The 20,692-nt window shown below is 71.3% G+C and carries 23 protein-coding genes; 12 read left to right on the forward strand and 11 right to left on the reverse strand.

Features of this window, described 5'->3' with window-relative positions:
• Positions 1-19: 19 nt before the first annotated feature.
• The gene (locus ETP66_RS00710; RefSeq protein ID WP_130839653.1) at positions 20-559 is read left to right on the forward strand and encodes a LabA-like NYN domain-containing protein; all 540 of its coding nucleotides are present in this window, start codon (positions 20-22) and stop codon (positions 557-559) included.
• On the forward strand, positions 556-1,590 hold the full coding sequence (gene queA, locus ETP66_RS00715; protein WP_130839654.1) for a tRNA preQ1(34) S-adenosylmethionine ribosyltransferase-isomerase QueA: 1,035 nt from the start codon (positions 556-558) through the stop codon (positions 1,588-1,590). The genes ETP66_RS00710 and queA overlap by 4 nt, the downstream gene beginning before the upstream one ends.
• On the opposite strand, the gene ETP66_RS00720 is transcribed toward queA, so the two are convergent.
• Positions 1,557-2,834, reverse strand: coding sequence for an ADP-ribosylglycohydrolase family protein (locus ETP66_RS00720; protein WP_236630060.1), 1,278 nt, complete (start codon positions 2,832-2,834; stop codon positions 1,557-1,559). The two genes, queA and ETP66_RS00720, sit on opposite strands and share 34 nt — an antisense overlap.
• A complete protein-coding gene (mgtE, locus tag ETP66_RS00725) occupies positions 2,834-4,183 on the reverse strand; it encodes a magnesium transporter (RefSeq protein WP_130839656.1) in 1,350 nt (449 codons plus the stop codon). The genes ETP66_RS00720 and mgtE overlap by 1 nt, the downstream gene beginning before the upstream one ends.
• Before the next feature lie 208 nt (positions 4,184-4,391).
• On the opposite strand from mgtE, the gene ffh reads away from it, so the two are divergent.
• The 6 genes from ffh (at position 4,392) to rplS (ending at position 8,047) form a co-directional block, all read left to right on the forward strand.
• On the forward strand, positions 4,392-5,696 hold the full coding sequence (gene ffh, locus ETP66_RS00730; protein WP_130839658.1) for a signal recognition particle protein: 1,305 nt from the start codon (positions 4,392-4,394) through the stop codon (positions 5,694-5,696).
• Between the two features lie 6 nt (positions 5,697-5,702).
• The gene (rpsP, locus tag ETP66_RS00735) at positions 5,703-5,957 is read left to right on the forward strand and encodes a 30S ribosomal protein S16 (RefSeq protein WP_130839660.1); all 255 of its coding nucleotides are present in this window, start codon (positions 5,703-5,705) and stop codon (positions 5,955-5,957) included.
• Between the two features lie 64 nt (positions 5,958-6,021).
• On the forward strand, positions 6,022-6,240 hold the full coding sequence (locus ETP66_RS00740) for a KH domain-containing protein (RefSeq protein ID WP_130839661.1): 219 nt from the start codon (positions 6,022-6,024) through the stop codon (positions 6,238-6,240).
• An 88-nt stretch (positions 6,241-6,328) separates the two neighbouring features.
• Positions 6,329-6,817, forward strand: coding sequence for a ribosome maturation factor RimM (gene rimM / locus ETP66_RS00745; protein ID WP_130839663.1), 489 nt, complete (start codon positions 6,329-6,331; stop codon positions 6,815-6,817).
• Positions 6,818-7,537: a tRNA (guanosine(37)-N1)-methyltransferase TrmD gene (gene trmD / locus ETP66_RS00750; protein ID WP_130839665.1), complete on the forward strand. Its 720-nt coding sequence runs from the start codon at positions 6,818-6,820 to the stop codon at positions 7,535-7,537.
• A gap of 57 nt (positions 7,538-7,594) precedes the next feature.
• Positions 7,595-8,047 (forward strand): 50S ribosomal protein L19, encoded by a 453-nt coding sequence (rplS, locus tag ETP66_RS00755; protein ID WP_130839667.1) that lies wholly within the window; start codon positions 7,595-7,597, stop codon positions 8,045-8,047.
• A 107-nt stretch (positions 8,048-8,154) separates the two neighbouring features.
• Here rplS and ETP66_RS00760 read toward each other — a convergent pair whose 3' ends face one another.
• Positions 8,155-8,763: a response regulator gene (locus ETP66_RS00760; protein WP_130839668.1), complete on the reverse strand. Its 609-nt coding sequence runs from the start codon at positions 8,761-8,763 to the stop codon at positions 8,155-8,157.
• Between the two features lie 57 nt (positions 8,764-8,820).
• On the opposite strand from ETP66_RS00760, the gene sdaAA reads away from it, so the two are divergent.
• Entirely contained in the window at positions 8,821-9,723 is a 903-nt protein-coding gene (gene sdaAA / locus ETP66_RS00765) for an L-serine ammonia-lyase, iron-sulfur-dependent, subunit alpha (RefSeq protein ID WP_130839670.1), read from the forward strand.
• Here sdaAA and ETP66_RS00770 read toward each other — a convergent pair.
• A complete protein-coding gene (locus ETP66_RS00770) occupies positions 9,707-10,564 on the reverse strand; it encodes a sulfurtransferase (RefSeq protein ID WP_130839672.1) in 858 nt (285 codons plus the stop codon). The genes sdaAA and ETP66_RS00770 overlap by 17 nt on opposite strands.
• Positions 10,565-10,846: 282 nt before the next feature.
• On the opposite strand from ETP66_RS00770, the gene ETP66_RS00775 reads away from it, so the two are divergent.
• Entirely contained in the window at positions 10,847-11,500 is a 654-nt protein-coding gene (locus ETP66_RS00775) for a zinc metallopeptidase (RefSeq protein ID WP_430731869.1), read from the forward strand.
• A gap of 95 nt (positions 11,501-11,595) precedes the next feature.
• Here the strand turns inward: ETP66_RS00775 and ETP66_RS00780 are convergent, their stop codons facing one another.
• From ETP66_RS00780 to ETP66_RS00810, 7 genes are read right to left on the reverse strand one after another with little or no spacing between them, the layout of a single operon-like run.
• Positions 11,596-11,922 carry a nucleoside triphosphate pyrophosphohydrolase family protein gene (locus ETP66_RS00780; RefSeq protein WP_130839676.1) on the reverse strand — a complete coding sequence of 109 codons (327 nt, stop codon included), beginning with the start codon at positions 11,920-11,922 and terminating at the stop codon, positions 11,596-11,598.
• Complete coding sequence (locus ETP66_RS00785) at positions 11,912-14,950, reverse strand: AAA family ATPase (RefSeq protein ID WP_130839678.1); 3,039 nt, start codon at positions 14,948-14,950, stop codon at positions 11,912-11,914. The genes ETP66_RS00780 and ETP66_RS00785 overlap by 11 nt, the downstream gene beginning before the upstream one ends.
• Entirely contained in the window at positions 14,947-15,444 is a 498-nt protein-coding gene (locus ETP66_RS00790) for a GerMN domain-containing protein (RefSeq protein ID WP_130839679.1), read from the reverse strand. Before ETP66_RS00790 ends, ETP66_RS00785 begins: the two co-directional genes overlap by 4 nt.
• 3 nt (positions 15,445-15,447) lie before the next feature.
• Entirely contained in the window at positions 15,448-16,593 is a 1,146-nt protein-coding gene (locus ETP66_RS00795) for an N-acetylmuramoyl-L-alanine amidase family protein (protein ID WP_130839681.1), read from the reverse strand.
• Positions 16,590-17,024, reverse strand: a complete 435-nt coding sequence (gene smpB, locus ETP66_RS00800) for an SsrA-binding protein SmpB (protein WP_130839683.1) — start codon at positions 17,022-17,024, stop codon at positions 16,590-16,592. The genes ETP66_RS00795 and smpB overlap by 4 nt, the downstream gene beginning before the upstream one ends.
• Position 17,025: 1 nt before the next feature.
• On the reverse strand, positions 17,026-17,736 hold the full coding sequence (locus ETP66_RS00805) for a carbon-nitrogen hydrolase family protein (RefSeq protein ID WP_130839684.1): 711 nt from the start codon (positions 17,734-17,736) through the stop codon (positions 17,026-17,028).
• Between the two features lies 1 nt (position 17,737).
• Positions 17,738-18,343, reverse strand: a complete 606-nt coding sequence (locus ETP66_RS00810) for a biotin transporter BioY (protein ID WP_130839686.1) — start codon at positions 18,341-18,343, stop codon at positions 17,738-17,740.
• Positions 18,344-18,522: 179 nt separating this feature from the next.
• Between ETP66_RS00810 and gap the strand changes: the two genes are divergently transcribed.
• Positions 18,523-19,518 carry a type I glyceraldehyde-3-phosphate dehydrogenase gene (gap, locus tag ETP66_RS00815; RefSeq protein WP_130839688.1) on the forward strand — a complete coding sequence of 332 codons (996 nt, stop codon included), beginning with the start codon at positions 18,523-18,525 and terminating at the stop codon, positions 19,516-19,518.
• Entirely contained in the window at positions 19,519-20,688 is a 1,170-nt protein-coding gene (locus ETP66_RS00820) for a phosphoglycerate kinase (protein ID WP_130839690.1), read from the forward strand.
• Positions 20,689-20,692: the final 4 nt, after the last annotated feature.

Raw genomic sequence — 20,692 nt, forward strand, 5'->3', positions numbered from 1 at the left:
CCCCGTATGATGGGAGTCGATGGAGCCCATCGGCCAGCACCCCGAGCAACGGGTGGGCGTCTTCGTGGACACCCAGAACCTCTACCACTCCGCCCGGGACTACTACGAGCGCAACGTGAACTTCGAAAGCCTTCTGCGCTTCGCCGTGGCGGGGAGGCGCCTGGTGCGGGCCACCGCCTATGTGGTGGAGAAGGAGGGGGACACCTCGGCCTGGCCCTTCATCTACAAGCTTTCCACCATGGGCTACCGGGTGCGGCGCATGTACCTCACGGTAAAGGAGCTCGCCGAGGGGGGCAAGCCCATCTACGAGGGCAACTGGGACATGGGCATCGCCGCGGATATGGTGCGCCTCATGCCCTATCTGGACGTGGTGGTCCTGGGGAGCGGGGACGGGGACTTCGTGGAGATCCTGGAGGTGCTCATGGAAAGGGGCATCCGCGTGGAGGTGGTCGCCTTCCGGGAAACCACCGCCCAGAAGCTCATCGACGCCGTGGACCGCTTCACCCACCTCCCCGACATCCCCAGCCCCTTCATGGAGCCCAAGAGCCCGGAGCGATGAGCCTCGAGGCCTACGACTACCACCTGCCCCCGGAGCTCATCGCCCAGGAGGGGGTGGAGCCCCGGGACGCCGCCCGGATGCTGGTGGTGTGGCGGGAAGGCCCCTTCCGGGCCGAGCACCGGCAGGTGCGGGACCTGCCCGCCTACCTCCGCCCCGGGGACCTGCTGGTCTTCAACGAGAGCCGGGTCATCCCCGCCCGCCTCCTGGCCCAGAAGCCCACCGGGGGGAAGGTGGAGGTCCTCCTGGTGCGGGAGCGGGCCCCAGGCTTCTGGGAGGCCCTCTTGGGCCCGGCCCGCCGGGCTCCCCTCGGCACCCGCCTCCGCTTCCTCTCCCCCAAGGACCTCTCCCCGGTGCCGGACCTCGAGGCGGAGGTGGTGGGGGTGGAGCCGGATGGGGTGCGCCTCCTCCGCTTCCGGGGGGACCTCCTGGCCCACCTGGAGGCGGTGGGGGAGGTGCCCCTGCCCCCCTACATCCGGGCCAGGGTGCCCCTGGAGCGCTACCAGACCGTCTACGCCCGCCGCCCGGGGTCCGTGGCCGCCCCCACCGCCGGGCTCCACTTCACCCCCGAACTCCTCGCCCGTCTGCGGGAAGGGGGGGTGGAGCTCCGCTTCCTCACCCTGCACGTGGGCCCCGGCACCTTCCGCCCGGTGAAGGGGGACCCGGAGGGGCACGCCATGCACGCCGAGCCCTACGAGATCCCCGAGGAGACCGCCTCCGCCGTGAACCGGGCCCGGAGGGAGGGCAGGCGGGTGGTGGCGGTGGGGACCACCGTGGTCCGGGCCCTGGAAAGCGCCTACCGGGAGGGGGAGGGGGTGGTGCCGGGGGTGGGGGAGACCCGGCTCTTCATCCGCCCCCCCTACGCCTTCCGCGCCATCGACGCCCTCTTCACCAACTTCCACCTGCCCCGTTCCACCCTGCTCATGCTGGTGGCCGCCTTTTTGGGCTACGAAAAGACCATGGAGGCCTACCGGCTGGCGGTGGCCGAGCGCTACCGCTTCTACTCCCTGGGGGACGCCATGCTCATCCTGTAGAGCGCCAGGGCCAGCGCCTCGATCCGCTCCCGCAGGAAAAGGGGCCTGAGCCAGGGCTCTGGGATGGCTTCTTGGCCGTAGTAGGCCCCCGCCAGCTGGCCGTAGACCGCCCCCACGGTGTCCGCGTCCCCGCCCAGGTTCACCGCCCGGAGCATCCCTTCCTCGAAGGTGGAGGTGGTGGCGAAGGCGAAGAGGGCGGCCTCGAGGGTGCCCGGAGCGTACCCGGGGCCCTCCGGGGGCTCCCGCCAAAAACTCCCCTCCACCACCCGGCGCACCGCGGGGTGCAGGTCGTGCTCCCGGAAGGGCCCCATGCGCGAAAGCGCTTCCTTGGAAGCCCCCTTTAGGGCCCCTTGCACCAGCCAGGCCAGAACCTCGGTGGCCTCCAGGGCCTCCCTGGCCCCGTGGGTGGTGCGGGCGGAGAGGCGGGCCAGGTGGAGGAGGTCGGGACTCTGCCAGTAGGCCAAGACCAGGGGGGCCAGGCGCATGAGGGGCGCGTTCCCGGCCCCCTCCCCATCCCCGCAGAAGGGTTCCCCCGTGCGGGCGAAGCGCTCCAGGGCGCGGCGGGTGGCGCTTCCGATGTCAAAGCAGTAGCCCTTGGGGCTCAGGTACCCTTCCCGGTACCAGTGCAGGTAGCGCGCCATCTGATCCCCGGGGTCAAAGCCCCTCTCCAGCAGGCTTTCCGCCAGGCAAAGCGCCATGCTGGTGTCGTCGGTCCAGGCTCCGGGAGGCAGGCCGTGGGGGCCGCCCCCTTCCATTTGGGAAATCGGGGGGAAGCTTCCTTTGGGCTGGAACTCCACCTGGGCCCCCAGGGCGTCCCCCACCGCCAGGCCCAGAAGGGCTCCCAGGTGGCGGTCCTGCAGGGCCCTAAGCGCCTCCACCCAGGCCCTTGCCGCTTCAGGTCCCCGGATGTTGGGACGGCGCGCCGGGGAAAACCAGGCCAGAAGCGAACCCAGCTCCTCCCCGGCTAAGGTTTCCTGCCCGGGGCCCAGGAGGAGCTTGTGGTCCCCGTCCACCAGCCACACCATGCCCAGAACCTCCCCCTCCACCTGGCTGCCGGGAGGGCGGGCGGAGCCCAGGCACACCGCGTCCACCTCTTCTCCATCCGCCGGGTTGATGAGGCCCGGTACCAGGCCGTAGTTCACCGGAGCGGGCCGGTCCTCGCCCACGGGGAGGAGCCTGTTTCCCTTCCAGGCGTAGCGGAGGGGGCTTCCCTTGCTCCACTCCACCACCATGCGTAGCCGCATCATGCCAAGTTTAGGAGGAAGCGGGCCAGGGTGAGGTAGATGAGCAGGCCCGTGACGTCGGTGAGGGTGGCGATGAGGGGGTTGGAGAGGAGGGCCGGGTCCACCCCGAGCCGCCTCAGGGCGAAGGGGAGGAGGGCCCCCACCAGGTTGGCGAAGAGGACGATAAGGAAGAGGGCCAGGCCCACCACCGGCACCAGGGCCCACTGCCCGTCCAGGACCACCTTGCCCAGGAGGAAGAGGGCCAGGGTGAGGCCCAGGAGGACCCCCACCGCCCCCTCCTTGAGGAGGACCCGCCGCCAGTCCCTGAGGTCCAGGTCCCGGGTGGCCAGGGCCCGGATGATGAGGGTGGCCGACTGGTTGCCGGTGTTGCCCCCGGTGCCGATGAGCACCGGGACGTAGAAGGCCAGGGCGGTGAGGGCCTCCAGGAGGCTCTCAAACCCCTGGAGGATGGAGCTCGTAACCATGCCCGTGAGGATGAGGATCACCAGCCAGCGCACCCGGGCGAGCCACAGGGTCAGGGGGGAGGCCTGGCTGTAGACCAGGTCGGGCACGTCCACCGCCGCCAGCCGGTGGATGTCCTCGGTGGCCTCCTCCTCCAGTACATCCAGCACGTCGTCCACCGTGACGATGCCCACGAGCCGCCCCTCCCCGTCCACCACGGGGAGCACGGTGAAGTCGTAGTCGGCCATGAGGCGGGCCACTTCCTCCTGGTCGGTGTCCGTGCGCACGTGGACCACCTTGGGGTTTTGGATCTCCGCCACCCGCGTCCGGGGGTCGGCCACGATGAGGTCGCGCAGGGAAAGCACCCCCTTGAGGCGGCCCTCCTCGTCCACCACGTAGAGGTAGTAGATGGTCTCCGCGTCGGGGGCGGCCCGGCGCAGGAAGCGGATGACCTCCTCCACGGTCATCCCCTCCCGCACCGCCACGTACTCCGGGGTCATGAGGCCGCCCGCCTCGTCCTCCTCGTACCGGGTGAGCTCCTCCACCTCCGCCCGGGTCTCGGGGTCCAGGGCCTCCTTGAGGCGGCGGGCCAGGGCGGCGTCCTCCGCCTCCACCGCCTGGAGGGCGTCCGCCAGGTCGTCCAGGGAGAGCTCTTCCAAAAGCTCCCGCACCCGCCAGGGGGGGAGGGTCTTCAGGTACTCCGCCTGCGCCTCCGAGGGCAGGTTGGCGAAGACCTCTGCGGCCTTGCCCTTGGGCAGGAGGGTGAGGAGGATGTAGCGGTGCTCGCCCCCAAGCTCATCCCAAAGGGCCAGGAGGTCCTGGGGGTGCACCTCTTCCAGAAGCTGGCGCAGGGTCAGGGTGTCGCCCTCTTCCAGGGCTTGGCGCAGGGGAGCGGGGGTCCTCTCCACGGGCGGCCTCCTTTCCTGGCGAAGGCCGCCCGGGGGCGGCCTTCAGGGCCTGGGACTCGGGGGCAAGGCCTCCGGCATGCCTCATCCCAGCCTAGGCCGGGCCCCCGGGGGCGTCAACCCTGCCCGCTAGAAATAGAAGAAGAATTGCGGTTGACACCCTCAAGGGCCGTGCCCTATTCTGGAGCCTGGCCTTGGGGCCGGGGAGGGCATGTTCGAGAAGCTAGCGGCCAAGCTGCAGGAAGCCATCGACCGGCTCAGGGGCCGGGGGCGGATCGGCGAGGAGGACCTGAAGTCCGCCTTGCGGGAGATCCGCCGGGCCCTGATCGACGCCGACGTGAACGTGGAGGTGATCCGCTCCTTCGTGGAGGGGGTGCGGGAGCGGGCCCTGGGGCAGAAGGTCCTGGAGTCCTTCACTCCGGCGGAGGTGGTCCTGGCCACGGTCTACGAGGCCCTGAAGGAGGCCCTGGGGGGCGAGCCCCGCCAGCCCCTCCTCAAGGAGAGGAACCTCTGGTTCCTGGTGGGCCTCCAGGGCTCGGGCAAGACCACCACCGCCGCCAAGCTGGCCCTCCACTACAAGGCCAAGGGCCGCCGCCCCCTTCTGGTGGCCGCGGACACCCAGCGCCCGGCTGCCCGGGAGCAGCTTCGCCTCCTGGGGGAGAAGGTGGGCGTGCCGGTGCTGGAGGTCATGGACGGGGAGAGCCCGGCGTCCATCCGCCGCCGGGTGGAGGAGAGGGCCCGGGCCGAGGTGCGGGACCTGGTCCTGGTGGACACCGCGGGCCGCTTGCAGGTGGACGAGCCCCTCATGGCCGAGCTCGCCCGGCTGAAGGCGGCCATGAGCCCCGACGAGGTGCTCCTGGTCCTGGACGCCATGACCGGGCAGGAGGCCCTCGCCGTGGCCAGAGCCTTCGAGGAGAAGGTGGGGGTCACGGGCCTCGTCCTCACCAAACTGGACGGGGACGCCCGCGGTGGGGCGGCCCTCTCCGCCCGGCAAGTGGTGGGCAAGCCCATCTACTTTGCGGGGGTCTCGGAGCGGCCCGAGGGCCTGGAGCCCTTCTACCCCGACCGCCTGGCGGGCCGCATCCTGGGGATGGGGGATGTGGCCACCCTGGCGGAGCGGGTCAAGGCGGCGGGCCTCGAGGCCGAGGCCCCCAAGGCTGCCAAGGAGCTCACCCTGGAAGACTTCCTCAGGCAGATGCAGCAGCTCAAGCGCCTGGGCTCCTTCTCGGAGATCCTGGGGATGATCCCCGGGGCGGGGAAGGCCCTGCCCAAGGGGGTGGAGGTGGACGAGAGGGCCTTCAGGCGCCTGGAGGCCATCGTCCTCTCCATGACCCCCGAGGAGCGCAAGGACCCCCGGATCCTGAACGGCTCCCGCCGCAAGCGCATCGCCAGGGGAAGCGGCACCACGGTCCAGGAGATCAACCGCTTCATCAAGGCCTTCGAGGAGACCAAAGCCCTGATGCGGTCCCTGGAGAAGAGGCGAAGCCGGGGACTCATGGGAATGTTCCGGAGGTAAAGGAGAATGGTCAAGATCAGGCTTTCCCGGTTTGGCTCCAAGCACAACCCCCACTACCGCATCGTGGTGGCCGACAGCCGCAGGAAGCGGGATGGGGCCTACATCGAGAAGATCGGCTACTACGACCCCCGCAAGACCACCCCGGACTGGCTCAAGGTGGACGTGGAGCGGGCCAAGTACTGGCTCTCCGTGGGGGCCCAGCCCACGGACACCGCCAGGAGGCTTCTCCGTCAGGCGGGGGTCTTCCGGCAGGAGGGCTGAGGCTTTCCCCCTCCGGGGGCCGCGCGGGTTTCCCGGTGCGGCCCCTTTGCCTTAGCATGGGGCCATGCGGGACCTGGTGGAGTACCTGGCGAGGAGCGTGGTGGACCAGCCCGAGCGGGTGCGGGTGCAGGAGCGGCGTACCCGGGAAGGGCCGGTCTACGTGGTGGAGGTGGCCCCCGAGGACAAGGGCCGCCTCATCGGCAAGGGGGGGCGGGTCATCGAGGCCATCCGCACCCTGGTGCGGGCCTACGCCAAGCGCAAGGTGGGGGTGGAGGTGCGCTAAGTACCCCGTCTTGGCCCATGCCGCCACGGGGGCCCCAAAGGGGTCCTTCCCGCCCCGGTCCGGGGGGCTTTGGCATAATGGAGGGGGTATGCGCCTGGTGGAAATCGGCCGCTTCGGGGCGCCCTACGCCCTCCAGGGAGGCCTCAAGTTCCGCGGGGAGCCAGTGGTGGCCCACTTGGAGCGGGTCTACGTGGAGGGGCACGGCTGGCGGGCGGTGGAGGACCTCTACCCGGTGGCCGGGGAGCTGGTGGTCCACCTGGCCGGGGTGGCCACCCGGGAGCTGGCGGAGGCCCTGGTGGGCCTCCGGGTCTACGCGGAGGTGGCGGACCTGCCCCCCCTGGAGGAGGGGCAGTACTACTACTTCGCCCTCATCGGCCTGCCCGTCTACGTGGCGGGGCGGCAGGTGGGGGAGGTGGCGGACATCCTGGACGCCGGGGCCCAGGACGTGCTGGTGATCCGCGGGGTGGGGGAGCGGCTCCGCGACCAAGCGGAGCGCCTCGTGCCGCTGCAGGCCCCCTACGTGCGGGTGGCGGAGGAGGGGATCCACGTGGAGCCCATCCCCGGCCTCTTCGACTAGATGCGCTACACGGTTCTCACCCTCTTCCCGGGCCTCATCCGCCCCTGGCTCGCCGAGTCCCTTCTCAAAAAGGCCCAGGAGCGGGGCCTCATCCGGGTGGAGGTGGTGGACCTGAGGGCCTTCGGCCTGGGCCGCCACCGCACGGTGGACGACACCCCGTATGGGGGCGGGGCAGGGATGGTGATCCGCCCCGACGTGGCCGTGGCCGCCCTGGAGTCGGTCCTGCCCGCGGACGAGGTGGTGCTCCTCTCCCCGGCGGGGGAGCCCTTCACCCAACGGGTGGCGGAAGAGCTCTCGGGGAAGGGGCACCTGGTCCTCCTGGCGGGCCGGTACGAGGGGTTTGACGCCCGGGTGGAGGCCTTCGCCACCCGGGTTCTCTCCATTGGGGACTACGTGCTCATGGGGGGGGAGGTGGCCGCCCTGGCGGTCCTCGAGGCCACCGCCCGCCTCCTTCCCGGCGTCATCGGGGACCCGGAAAGCCACCGCCAGGACTCCTTCGTGCGGGGGCTTCTGGACTACCCCCACTACACCCGGCCCCCGGAGTTCCGCGGCCTGGGGGTGCCGGAAGTGCTCCTCTCGGGGGACCACCAGGAGGTGGAGCGGTGGCGGCGGAAGGAGGCCCTCCGCCGCACCCTTGCCCTCCGCCCGGAGCTTTTGCGGCAAGCCCGGGTAGGGCCCCTCGAGGCCCAGTGGCTTGCGGAACTGGACCGGGAGAGCTAAACTGGGGCCTGTTGCCCACGAACCCCCTGAGGGTTCCTCTGGGATGGGAGGCGAGGGATGAACCGAGGAGCGCTTCTGAAGGTGGTGGAGTCCCGCTACACCCGCACCGACCTGCCCGAGTTCCGCCCGGGGGACACCGTGCGGGTGGCCTACCGGGTGAAGGAGGGCAACCGCACCCGGGTGCAGAACTTTGAGGGGATCGTCATCAGGATCAAGCGGAACGGCTACAACACCAGCTTTACCGTGCGCAAGGTGAGCTACGGGGTGGGGGTGGAGCGCATCTTCCCCCTCCACTCCCCCTTGATCGAAAAGGTGGAGATCGTCCAGCGGGGCCGGGCCCGCCGGGCCAGGCTCTACTTCATCCGGGAGCTTTCCGAAAGGGAAATCCGCCGCAAGCTCCGGGCCGACCGCAAGCGCATGGGCCAGGACCGCGAGGAGGCCAAGGCCGCCAGGGAAGCCGCCCAGGCGCCCGCGGAGGCCCCCGCCGAAGGGGAGACGCCCAGGGAGTAGGGCCACATGCCCCCCCGCGCGGACTTTGCCCGCGTGGGGACCCCGGCGGAGGGCTGCCCACCCCCTGCCCCGGCACCGGGGAGCGAAGGGTCCAGCGGAAAAGGGCTCTAGCCTTTTTCCGCCAGGAACCCCAGGCTCCTGGCCTTGGCTAGGGCCTCCACCCGGTTTCTGACCAGAAGCTTGCCGTACAGGTTTTCCAGGTGGTCCTTCACCGTGTCGGGGGAGAGGCCGAGGGCCTTGGCCATTTCCTTCACCGATAGCCCCTGGGCCAGGAGCCTGAGCACCGCCTCCTCCCTGGGGGTGAGGCTGGGCAGGTCCGGGGGGACCAGGCGCTCCTCTCCCCGGGCCACCCGCAGAAGCCGCCCCTTGAGCTCCGGAGCGGAGAGCTCTTTGGAGAAGTAGGCGTCGGCCCCGGCCAGGAGGGCTTCCCGCACCAGGGCGGGCTCCTGGTAGGTGGTGAGGAGGGCGATGAGGCCCCGGTAGCCCCCTTGACGGAGCCTCCGGGTGCACTCCAGCCCGTCCATGCCGGGCATGCGCAGGTCGAGAAGGGCGGCCTCCGGCCTCAGGGCCAGGGCCTTCTCCAGGGCCTCCTGGCCGCTGGCCGCCTCCGCCACCACCTCCAGCCCCTCCCGCTCCAGGCCCGCCCGGAGCCCCAGCCGGAAGAGGGGGTGGTCGTCGGCGATGAGCACGCGAAGGGTTGCCCCAAGGTGGCCCATCCTCACCTAAGCATAGGGCCTGGGCGTGAAAGGCCTGTCAAGGTCTATACTGGGAGCATGCCCCTGACCCTGAATGGCCTGGCCCGGCTCCCGGGCCGGGCCTCGGAGCACGTGTTGCGCGAGGAGGTGGAGGAAACGGGCCTGGCCCCCGGGATCATCCTGGAAAGGCTCCGGGAGCGCCTTTCGGTCATGCGGGACTCCATCCAGAGGGGCCTCGCTTCCGACGCCCCCAGCGTGGCGGGGATGGTGGGGAAGAACGCCAAGACCCTCTGGGAGGCCCCGGACCCCCTAAGGGATCCCCTCCTCCGGCGGGTCCAGGCCTACGCCATGGCGGTGAACGAGGAGAACGCCCGCATGGGGCGCATCGTGGCTGCCCCCACCGCGGGGAGCGCCGGAACCCTGCCGGGGGCCCTTCTGGGGGTGGCCGACCACCTGGGCCTGCCCGAGGAGGACCTCCTCATGCCCCTGGTCCTGGCCGCGGGGGTGGCCAAGATCATCAGCCGGCAGATCTACATCGCCGGGGCCACGGGCGGCTGCCAGGCGGAGATCGGCGCCTCCGCGGCCATGGCCGCGGCTGCAGTGACGGAACTCCTCGGGGGGAGCCCGGAGGCCTCGGCCCACGCCGCCGCCTTGGCCCTGCAAAACACCCTGGGCCTGGTCTGCGACCCCGTGGGGGGGTTCGTGGAGGTGCCCTGCGTGATGCGCAACGGCTTCTACGCGGTGCACGCGGTGAGCGCCGCTTCCATGGCCCTGGCGGGGATCCGCAGCGTCATCCCCCCGGACGAGGTGATCCTGGCCATGGCGGGCATCGGCCGTCTCCTGCCCCTGGAGCTCAAGGAGACGGGCCTGGGAGGCCTGGCCGACACCCCCACGGGGCGCAGGCTGGCGGCCAGGGCCCTGGGGGAGGGCGCGGAGGAAACCCTTGCCCCCGCGAGGGAGGGGCCTACTCCTCCCCTTTAGCCACGGGCACCCCCACCAGGTTCCCCCACTCCGTCCAGGAGCCGTCGTAGTTCTTCACCCGGGGGTAGCCCAGCAGGTACTTGAGCACGAACCAGGAGTGGCTGGAACGCTCGGCGATGCGGCAGTAGACCACCACGTCCTTATCCTGGGTGACGCCCAGGGGCTCGTAGAGGGCCTTGAGCTCCTCCGCGGACTTGAAGGTCCCGTCGGGGTTCACCGCCTTGGCCCAGGGGATGTTCTTGGCCCCGGGGATGTGCCCTGCCCGCAGAGCCCCCTCCTGGGGGTAGTTGGGCATGTGGGTGAGCTCTCCCCGGTACTCCTCGGGGCTCCTCACGTCCACCAGGGCCCCCTTGCCCTCCTTTACCTTAAGGATGTGCTTGAGCACCTCGTCCCGGTAGGCGCGGATGGACTCGTCCCGGTAGGGCACCCGGTAGGCGCCCTTGGGGTAGCTCGGCACCTCGGTGGTGAGGGGGCGGCCCTCCTCCACCCACTTCTGCCTTCCCCCGTTCATGAGGCGCGCGTCCTGGTGGCCGTTGTACTTGAAGAACCAGAAGGCGTAGGCCGCCCACCAGTTGTTCTTGTCCCCGTAGAGGACCACGGTGGTGTCGTTGGAGATCCCCAGGCGCTCCATGAGCTGGGCGAAGCCCTCCTCGTCCACGAAGTCCCGCACCACCGGGTCCCAGAAGTCCCGCTGCCAGTCCACCTTCTGCGCTCCTGGGATGTGCCCGGTGTCGTAGAGGAGGATGTCCTCGTCCACCTCGAGGACCCGTACCTTCGGGTCGGCCAGGTGCTCCTGGACCCACTCCGTGCTCACCAGGACCTCGGGATGCGCGTAGCCCATACTCACCTCCGCGCCCAATATACCCCTGAGCCTTGCCTTAACAACAAACCTAGGGCACAATTCCCCAAGGTCCTTGTTCCGGAGGCCGCGATCTGGTATAAAGACCCCTGGGGAGTAGCTGCCCTGCGCGGACCGGCCCATCGCCCCTACGGGAGGTCTTCCTCCTTGGGTTGGCCAAAGCGCCTTGGGCGCGCGGCGAAGACCACCGCGAAGGTGGCCTGAGCCGCTCTGCTACTCCCAAAGGAGGTGAGGTCGAGCGTGGAGATCTTTGCCCTTTTGCTCATGGTGCTGGTCTTCCTGGCCAGCTTGGCGATCCAAGGGGGGTTGCAGGCCACCTTCGCCCGCTTTAGCCGGGTGGCCAACGCCCGGGGCCTCACGGGGGCCCAGGTGGCCCGGGCTATCCTGGACGCCCACGGCCTCGGCCACGTGAAGGTGGAGCCCGTACCCGGAACCCTCACCGACCACTACGACCCCCACGCCAAGGCCGTGCGGCTCTCCCAGCCCAACTACGCCTCCCCCAGCCTGGCGGCCCTGGCGGTGGCGGCCCACGAGGTGGGGCACGCGGTGCAGGACGCCCAGGGGTACGCCTGGCTCCGGGTGCGGGCCAGCCTCTGGCCCGCCGCCAGCCTGGGCACCAACCTGGGCCCCATCCTGGTCATCGCCGGGTTGATGCTGGGGGCCCTGGGCCTGGCCAAGCTGGGCCTTTACCTTTACCTGGCGGTGGCCCTCTTCCAGCTGGTCACCCTACCCGTGGAGTTCGACGCCTCCAGGCGGGCCATGGACTTCCTCCGGCGCATGGGCTTCCTCTCCCAGGGGGAGGTGGCCCCCGCCCGGCGCGTCCTCACCTGGGCGGCCCTCACCTACGTGGCGGCCCTGGCCAGCTCCTTGGCCACCATCCTCTACTACGCCAGCCTCCTCATGGGACGGAGGGAGTAGCCCCCTCCCCGGTCCCCCGCCCCGGCGCCGGCCGGGGCGGCCCCCCCTTTTGCGGAGAACCCCTGGCCCTTCCCGCCGCCCGCGCTGGGGCGGCGTCAGCGCCCGTCCCCCGATCCCCCGATCCGCCCCCGCTCCAGCCGCGAGCGGAGCTTGGCCAGGTTGTGGGCGGCCACGGCCTCGAGGCTCACCCCCAGGTCTGTGGCCACCTGGGCCACGTACCAGAGTACGTCCCCGAGCTCTGCCAGGAGGGCTTCCCGGGCCTCCTCGCCGAGCTGCCCCCCCTCGTCCCGCAGCACCTTCTTCACCTTGTTGGCCAGCTCCCCGGCCTCCCCCACCAGACCCAGGGTGGGGTAGAGGAGGCGGTAGGCCTCGGGGTAGAGAGCGGTCTTCTGAGCCTCCTTCTGGTATTCCTCAAGGGTCAAGGGCCACCTCCTTGCGGATGGCGTACACCCGGCTTGCGCCCCCCTCGGCGGTCACCCCATAGAGGGCGTGGCAGGCCTCCATGGTGCGCTTCTGGTGGGTCACCAGGATGAACTGCCGCCCCGAGGCCAAAAAGTCGGCGAAGCGGAGGAGGTTGGCCTCGTCCAGGGCAGCGTCCACCTCGTCCAACACCGCCAGGGGCAGGCCCCCCTGGAGCTCCCCCAGGGCGAAGAGGAAGGCCAGGGCCCCCAGGGTCTTCTCCCCCAGGGAGAGGAGGCGCAGATCCTGGGTGCGCTTGCCGGCCGGGACCAGCAGGAGGCGTAAGCCCCCTCCTTCGCGCCGCACCTCGGCCTGGGCCCCCAGGAGGGCCTGGGCATTTTTTCGGAAAGCTTCCTGAAAAATCCGGAAGCTTTCCTGGAGCCGGGCCCCGTAGGCCCGTTCCACCCCCCGCCTCTCCTCTTCCAGCCGCTTGAGGGCCTCCCTGGCCTCGGCCACCTCCCCTTCCTGAGCCCGCAGGCGGGTTTCCAGCTCCGCGAGCTCGCGCTCCGCCAGGGCGTTCACCGGCCCCAGGGCCCGCCGCTCCCCCTCCGCCTGGGCGAGGCGGGCCTGGAGGGCCCGGGGCGTCCCCGGGAGGCGGGGGGTTTCGGGTAGGGTGGCCACCTCCCGGGATAGCTCCTCCACCAGGGCCTCGCGCCGGGCCAGGAGGAGGTGCAGCCCTTCCCGTTCCGCCAAGAGGGCGTTGCGGCGGGCCAGGATCTCGGCTTCCCGGTCCTGGAGGCGGCGCCGGGTGGCCTGAGCCTCCTTTAGGCGGGCTTCCAGCCCCTGGGCCTCCTGGGCCAGGGGGAGAAGGGCCTGGAGGCGCTCCTGCAGCTCAGCCATGCGCGCCCTCACCCGGGCGGCTTCCTCCTGGGCCTCCTGCCATTCACCCCAGGCTTTTTCCAGGAGGCGCCAGCGCTCGTGGGCCTCCGCCTGGGCTATGGCGGCCTCGAGGGCCTGCCGCTCCTCCTCCAGGCCCACCAGGCGGGTTTCGTCCCAGGTGGCCCCGGGGGGAACGGGGGGCTGGGGCGGGGTTGGAGGAGGGGTGCGGAGGCGGCCTCGGAGGGCGGCCACCTCCGCCCGGACCGCTTCCAGGCCTTTTACCGCAAAGGCGGCCAGGGCCTGGGCGAGGGCCTGGGCCTCGGCCTCCTGGCGGGCCATCTCCTCCTGCAACTCCTCCAGACGGCGCCTGAGGAGAAGGGTTTCACCCCCACCCCGGGACCGCCCTCCGGTGAGGGCCCCCGAGCGCTCCAGGACGTCCCCCTCCAGGGTCACCAGCCGCTCCCTCCCCCCGGCCCGGCGGTAGGCCAGGGCCGCCTCCAGGTCCTGGAAGACCAGGGTGTCCCCCAGGAGCACCCTGAGGAGGGTTTCTGCCGGCAGGCCGGGAAGGGCCAGGCGGGCCAGGCGGAAGGCGGGCCCCAGGAGGCCCGGGGCCTTGGGGGTGGGGGGCGGGGAAGGGGGGTGCAGAAGGGTTAGGGGCAGGAAGGTGGCCCGGCCCCCCTCCCTTTTGAGCCGGGCGATGGCCGCCTTGGCCGCCTCCTCGTCCTCCGTGACCACCCACTGGAGCCGGGGGCCCAAGGCCACCTCCAGGGCCAGCTCCAGCCCCGGTTGGGGGCGCACCAGGTCGGCCACCACCCCCAGGACCCCGGGGAGGCCCCGCACCCGACGGGGGCCTTCCTGCAGGTCGGCGCCCGTCTCCAGAAGGTGGCGCAGGCGCTCGGCCTCCTTCTTTTGGGCCTGGGCCTGGGCCCGGAGTTCCGCCAAGGCCTCTTCCAGCCTGCGCCGCTCCGCCGCCTCCGCCTCGAGGCGGGCCAGGAGGGCCTCCTTCTCCTTAAGCTCCCTCTCCAGCCCCTGCCGCTCCCCCAGGGCCTCCCGGTAGGCCCTAAGCCTCTCCTCGTAGCGGGCCAGCTCCGCCTCGTGGCGGCGCTGGGCCTCCTCCCAGCGCCGCCTTTCCCCCTGGAGGCGGCGCTCCTCGGCCCGGAGCTTTTCCAGGCGCGCCCTGAGCTCCCTGGGGGGCGCGGGGGGTGGGGGTACCGGCACCGGGGGGCCGGGTTCCGGGGGCGGGGGCCGGTCCAGGACCCTGAGCACCCGGGAGAGCTCCCGGAGCTCTCCCTGGAGGCCTTCACCCTCCTTCAGGGCCAGGCGCACCCTTTCCCAGCGCAGGCGCAGGCCTTCCTCTTCCTCGGCCAGGGCCCGGCGCTCGGCCTCCAGGGCCTGCCGTGCCGCCGCCAGGGCCTCTTCCTCTTGCGCCAGGGCTTGGAGGCGGGCCTTGGCCTTTGCCATCTCCGCCAGGGCCTCCTCCTGGCGGGCCAGGAGGAGGCTCCGCCGCAGGGCCAGGACCTCGAGGTCCAGGGCGCGCGCCCGTCGGGCCCGCTCGGCCTCGGCCCCAAGGCGCTCCCCCTGGGCTTTTAGCTCCGAGAGGGCCCGCTCGCGGGCCTCCAGGAGGGCAGCGGCCTCCTCCAGCCTTTCCCCCGCGGCCCTGCTGGCCTCGGCCACGGGCCTAAGCCCCGCCGCTTCCTCCAGGTGGGCCAGGAGCACCCCCTCCGGGGCCTCCAGGAGCGCCCCCACCTCCCCCTGGCCCACGATGGCGTACCCCCCCCGCCCCAAGCCCGTGCCGGCTAGGCGCAGGGCCAGGGCCTTGGCGCTTGCGGGGTGCCCGTTCAGCCAGAGGAGGCTGCGCTCCCCCTCGATGCGCCGCTCCACCACCAGGCGTTCCTTGCCCCGGGAAAGCTCCAGCCGCACCTCCGCCATCCCCGAGGGGGGACGGCCCTCCCCGCCCTGGAAGAGGAGGGACCGGAGCTCCTGGCCGCGAAGCTCCTGGGCCCGCACGCCGGTGACGAAGCGCAGGGCCTCCACCAGGTTGCTCTTGCCCGCGCCGTTGGGGCCGATGACCCCGGTCACCGGGTCCGGGAAGTCCAAGGCGGTGCGGTCGGGAAAGGACTTGAACCCCTGGAGGACCAGGCGGTCGATGCGCCAGGCTTCCCCTCCCCTCATGGCCGGCGCACGGGCTCCCGCAGGTCCAGGTGGGCCAGGCCCACCCGGGGCTCCCCCTCCACCAGAAAGCGCACCTCCTCCCCTTGGGGGAAGGTGGCCAGGAGGGTGTAGGCCAGGCTGTAGAGGCGAAAGGCTTCCTGGGTGGCATCCAGCCCCTGGACGAAGTCCTTGGGCAGGTCCACCACCAGGCGCCCTCCTACCCGGTAAAGCCCCCGGGGGACCGGGGCCCCCAGGGCCTCGGCCCAGGCGGCCAGGGCCCGGCTCTCCCGGGTTTCCCCCGGCTCCAGGTCCAGGAGCAGGGACTCCCGCAGGAAGCCCCGGGGGGGGTCCGGGCGGTAGAGGGTGAGGGCCAGCCGGTCGGGGGAGGCCTCCTCCCCGGGGGGCAGGGGCAGGGCGCCGGGGGTCTGGCCCCCTCGGGTCTGCCAGAAGACCAGGGCTCCCAGGAGGAAGGTCAGGAGGCCCAGGAGGTTCCAGAAGGTTAGGATCCGCCGCATCCTCTACTCCAGGTAGGCGCGTATGCCCTGGGCGATGGCCTCGGCCATCCCCTCCCGGGCCTCGGGGGTGCGGAGGCGGTCTAAACCCACCTCCAGGATCACCGCGGCCCCCGGCACATCGGTGAGGGCGTAGGGGCCCTCGGCGCGGGCCACCACGATGCCTAGGGCGGAAAAGGCCTCCTCCAGGGTGCGGGCCAGGCGGCGGGGATCCCCGGCGAAGGCCCGGAGCAGGGCGGCCTGGGGAGGCGGGGCCGTGGCCAGGAGGGCCTCGGCGTTGCGCCCCAAGGGGTGGGACCGCGCCCGGGGCAGGTAGAGGTTCACCGCGCTCCCCTGGGTTACGTGGAGGGAAACCACCACCGAGGCCCGCTGGGCCTGCTCCAGGCGCTCCTCCAGGGAAAGGGTGCGGTCCTCCTGCCGGGTGAGGCGGCTCCCGGGGAGCCTCACGGCCACCCGCCGGGCTAGGTCCAGGGCCAGGTCCTTCTCCAGAAGCCCTTCCAGGGCGATCCCCGGGTCCTCTCCCCCGTGCCCGGGGTCCAGGAGGACCAGGGGCCTGGGCCGGGGCAGGGGGCCCCACTCCAGGGCCACCCGGCCCCCTCCCGGATAGTAGAGGCGGTCCGGGGGGGCCTCCAGGGGCAGGAAGAGCCCTAGAGCCTCCTGCCTGAGGCCGGCTCCCTCGCCCTGGGCCAGGAGGAAGAGGATCCCTTCCCCCCGCCAGAGGGCGTTCACCTCCCGGCTGAAGCGCAGGGTCCAGCGCCCCGCCTCCCGGTCCACCCCCAGGAGCCGGGCCCACGGGAGGGTGAGGAGGATGCCCTCCTGGACCCTCAGCTCCAGGCCAAGGGCCTCCGCCAGGGCCCGCAGGGGCACGTAGACCTCCCCCCCCCGGCGCCAGGCCGCTCCCTGGGCCGCTGCCTGGGCCTCCCCCTCCACCACGGGGAAGGCGCGGTAGCGGCTCCCCAGGCCCAGGGCCACCCGGTCCTCCCCCTGCCACAGGGCCAGGCCCAGGCCCTGGGCCAGGAGGCGCACCTCCCCGTAGGCCACCCCGCGGCCCCCAGGGTAGAGGGCTTCCCCGGTGAGGCTCCCCACCGTGAGGGGCCTCGGGGCTTGGCCCAGGGCGGGGAGGAGGAGAAAGACCAGGAGCCAGGCCCTCATAGCTCCTCCAGGGCCCGTTGCACCGCCCGCCTTTTGTCCTCCGCCCGCTTCTGGTAGTCCCGCTTGCCCCGGGCCAAGCCCAGGAGGACCTTGGCGTAGCCCCGCTCGTTGAAGTAGAGCCTGAGGGGCACCAGGGTGAGGCCCTTTTGCTCCACCTTGCCCCGAAGGCGGTGGAGCTGGTGGCGGTGGAGGAGGAGCTTGCGCCTCCTCCTGGGGTCCACGTTGGTGTAGGAGCCCTTCTCGTAGGGGGCGATGTAGAGGTTTTCCAGGAAGAGCTCGCCGTCGGCGAACTTGGCGAAGCTCCCGGTGAAGTCCACCTTCCCCGCCCGCAGGGACTTGACCTCCGTTCCCCGGAGGGCGATCCCCGCCTCGAGGGTTTCCAGGATCTCGTAATCGTGCCGTGCCCGGCGGTTCTCCAGCACGAGGGCCATCTTACCAGAGGGGGTAGGCTCCCATGCGGCGGTGGCGGAGGATGGGGTAGCGGGCCCGGTACTCCTCCAGGAAACCCAGGTCCAGGTCCACCACGAGCAGGCCTTCCTCCCGCCTTAAGGCCAGGAGGCGCCCATCGGGGGCCACCGCCAGGGAGGGGCTGCCCGTGTCCGCCCGGTTGGCGAGGAGGAGGTAGGCCTGGTTCTCCGCGGCCCTGGCCCTGGCCAGGACCGAAAGGAGCTCCCCGTACGCCCCGGGCCAGGCCGAGCCCACCAAAAAGACCTCGGCGCCCATCAAGGCGTAGCTGCGGAAGAGCTCGGGGAAGTCCAGGTCGTAGCAAAGGGCGAGTCCGAACCTGCGCCCCTCAAACGCCCACATCACCGGCCCTTCCCCGGGCTCGACGCCCTCCTCCCCCTCCTCCCCCGGGGCCAGGAAGGGGTGTACCTTGTCGTAAAAAGGGCCTTGGGGAAAAACGCCCAGCCGGTTCCTGGGACCTTGGGCCAGGAAGCCCGCCACCACCGCTAGGCGGTTTTCCCCGGCCAGGGCCTCGAGGGCTTGGGGAAGCCCTTCCTCTCCGCGCTTCCCCAGGATCAGCTCGGGGAGGAGGAGGGCCAAGGCCCCCTCCCCGCGAGCCCGGTGCACCAGGGGAACGAGGGCCTGGAGAAGCGCCGAAAGGCTTTCCCGCTTGGCTAGATGGGCTAAGGCCAGCCGCACGCTAGCGCCTGCCCAATACCCTCCAGGCGGAGGGCAGGACCAAGGCTGCCATCCCTGCCTTCACCAGGTCTCCGGGGATGAAGGGGAAAAGCCCCATGGCCAAAAGGGCGCCGGTGCCGGCGAGCTTTCCCGCCCCCATGAGCCAGGCGGCGAGCCAGGGAAGCCCCACCAGGTAGAGGAGGGCATTCCCCGCCAGCATGGCCAGGAGGGTTCCTAAGAAACCTCGGTCCAGGCCGAAGCGCTCCACCAGTAACCCCACCAAGCCTGCCACCAAGGGGAAGGCCAGGAGGAAGCCCCCGGTGGGCCCGAGGATCTTGGCCAGACCCCCGGTTCCCCCGGCGAAGACGGGAAGCCCTATGGCGCCCTGGAGGAGGTAGGCCAAGAGGGCCAGGAACCCGAGGCGGCTACCCAAGGCTGCCCCCACCAGCAAGACCCCCAGGGTCTGCAGGGTGAGGGGCACGGGGGTGAAGGGGAGGGGCAGGGCAGCCTGGGCGGTGAGGGCCACCAGGAGGCTTCCTCCCAGAACCAGGGCCAGGTCGCGGCCCAGGGAGCGCCGGGGCCAGAAAGCTTTGGCCAGGGGGAGGTGGCTCAGGGATTCCGTCTTCATAAAACCTCCGCCGCCCTCTGGGGCGTTCGTCAACCAAGCTACCTGACCTTGGTTGACGGGTCAAGGGGGCCCCTGCCCCCCGGAAGGGAGCCCTCCCCTGACCTTTGCCCCTTCTGCCCCCCGGTCCCCCTGGGGTAAGGTAGGGGGGGACGGGAGGCTTCCCGCCCGGAGGTGAACCCATGAAGGTCGGCATCAACGGCTTCGGCAGGATCGGCCGCCAGGTCTTCCGCATCCTCCACCAAAGGGGTGTGGAGGTAGCCTTGGTCAACGACCTCACCGACAACAAGACCCTGGCCCACCTCCTCAAGTACGACTCCATCTACCGCCGCTTCCCCGGGGAGGTGGGGTACGATGACCGGAACCTCTACGTGGACGGCAAGGCCATCCGGGCCACCGCCCACAAGGATCCCAGGGAGATCCCCTGGGGGGAGGCGGGGGTGGGGGTGGTGGTGGAGGCCACCGGGGTCTTCACCGACGCGGAGAAGGCCAAGGCCCACCTCGAGGGCGGGGCCAGGAAGGTGATCATCACCGCCCCGGCCAAGGGGGAGGACCTCACCGTGGTCCTGGGGGTGAACGAGGGGCAGTACGAACCCGCCCGCCACCACATCCTCTCCAACGCCTCCTGCACCACCAACTCCCTGGCCCCGGTGATGAAGGTGCTGGAGGAGGCCTTCGGGGTGGAGAAGGCCCTCATGACCACGGTCCACTCCTACACCAACGACCAGCGGGTCCTGGACCTGCCCCACAAGGACCTCCGCCGGGCCCGGGCGGCGGCCATGAACATCATCCCCACCACCACCGGGGCGGCCAAGGCCACGGCCCTGGTCCTCCCCTCCCTCAAGGGGCGCTTTGACGGAACCGCCCTGCGGGTGCCCACCCCCACGGGGAGCATCTCCGACATCACCGCCCTCCTGCGGCGGGAGGTGACCGCGGAGGAGGTGAACGCCGCCTTCAAGGCCGCCGCCGAGGGGCCCTTGAAGGGGATCCTGGCCTACACCGAGGACGAGATCGTCCTCCAGGACATCGTCATGGACCCCCACTCCTCCATCGTGGACGGCAAGCTCACCAAGGCCCTGGGCAACCTGGTGAAGGTCTTCGCCTGGTACGACAACGAGTGGGGCTACTCCGAGCGGGTGGCAGACCTGGTGGAGCTGGTCCTGCGGAAGGGGGTCTAGATGCGCACCCTGAAGGACCTGGAGGCCCGGGGCAAGCGGGTGCTGGTCCGGGTGGACTACAACGTGCCCATCCAAGGCGGGGCGGTCCAGGACGAGACCCGTATCCAGGAAAGCCTCCCCACCCTGCGCCACCTCCTGGACCAGGGGGCCTCCCTGGTCCTCCTCTCCCACCTGGGCCGGCCCAAGGGGCCGGACCCCAAGCACTCCCTGGCCCCGGTGGCCGAGGCCCTGGCCAAGCACCTTCCCGGGGTGCGCTTCCTCCCCTTCAGCCCCGGCTCAGAGGAGGCCCAGGCCGCGGTGCAGGGGCTGGTCCCGGGGGAGGTGGCCCTTTTGGAAAACGTGCGCTTTGAGCCGGGGGAGGAGAAGGACGACCCCGAGCTCGCCGCCCGTTACGCCCGCCTGGGGGAGGCCTTCGTCCTGGACGCCTTCGGCAGCGCCCACCGGGCCCACGCCAGCGTGGTGGGGGTGGCGAGGCTCCTGCCCTCCTTTGCGGGCTTCCTCATGGAAAAGGAGGTGCGGGCCCTCTCCCGCCTCCTCCACGATCCGGAGAGGCCCTACGCCGTGGTCCTCGGGGGGGCCAAGGTTTCGGACAAGATCGGGGTTTTGGAAAGCCTTCTCCCCCGCGTGGATCGTCTCCTCGTGGGTGGGGCCATGGCCTTCACCTTCCTCAAGGCCTTAGGCGGGGAGGTGGGGAGGAGCCTGGTGGAGGAGGACCGCCTGGATCTGGCCCGGGATCTGCTCCGGCGGGCGGAGTCCCTGGGGGTCAAGGTGTACCTTCCCCTGGACGTGGTGGCCGCGGAACGGGTGGAGCCCGGGGTGGAGACCCGGGTCTTCCCCGCGGACGCCATCCCCGTCCCCTACATGGGCCTGGACATCGGCCCCAGGACCCAGGAGGCCTTCGCCGCGGCCCTCCAGGGGGCCAAGACGGTCTTCTGGAACGGGCCCATGGGGGTCTTCGAGGTGCCTCCCTTCGACGGGGGCACCCTCTTCGTGGGGCGGACCATCGCCGCCCTCGAGGGGGCCTTCACCGTGGTGGGGGGCGGGGACTCGGTGGCGGCGGTGAACCGCCTGGGCCTCAAGGAGCGCTTCGGCCACGTCTCCACCGGGGGCGGGGCCAGCCTGGAGTATCTGGAGAAGGGCACCCTGCCGGGGATCGAGGTCCTGAAGTAGGGCG

Source organism: Thermus thermamylovorans (assembly GCF_004307015.1).
Classification (GTDB): domain Bacteria; phylum Deinococcota; class Deinococci; order Deinococcales; family Thermaceae; genus Thermus; species Thermus thermamylovorans.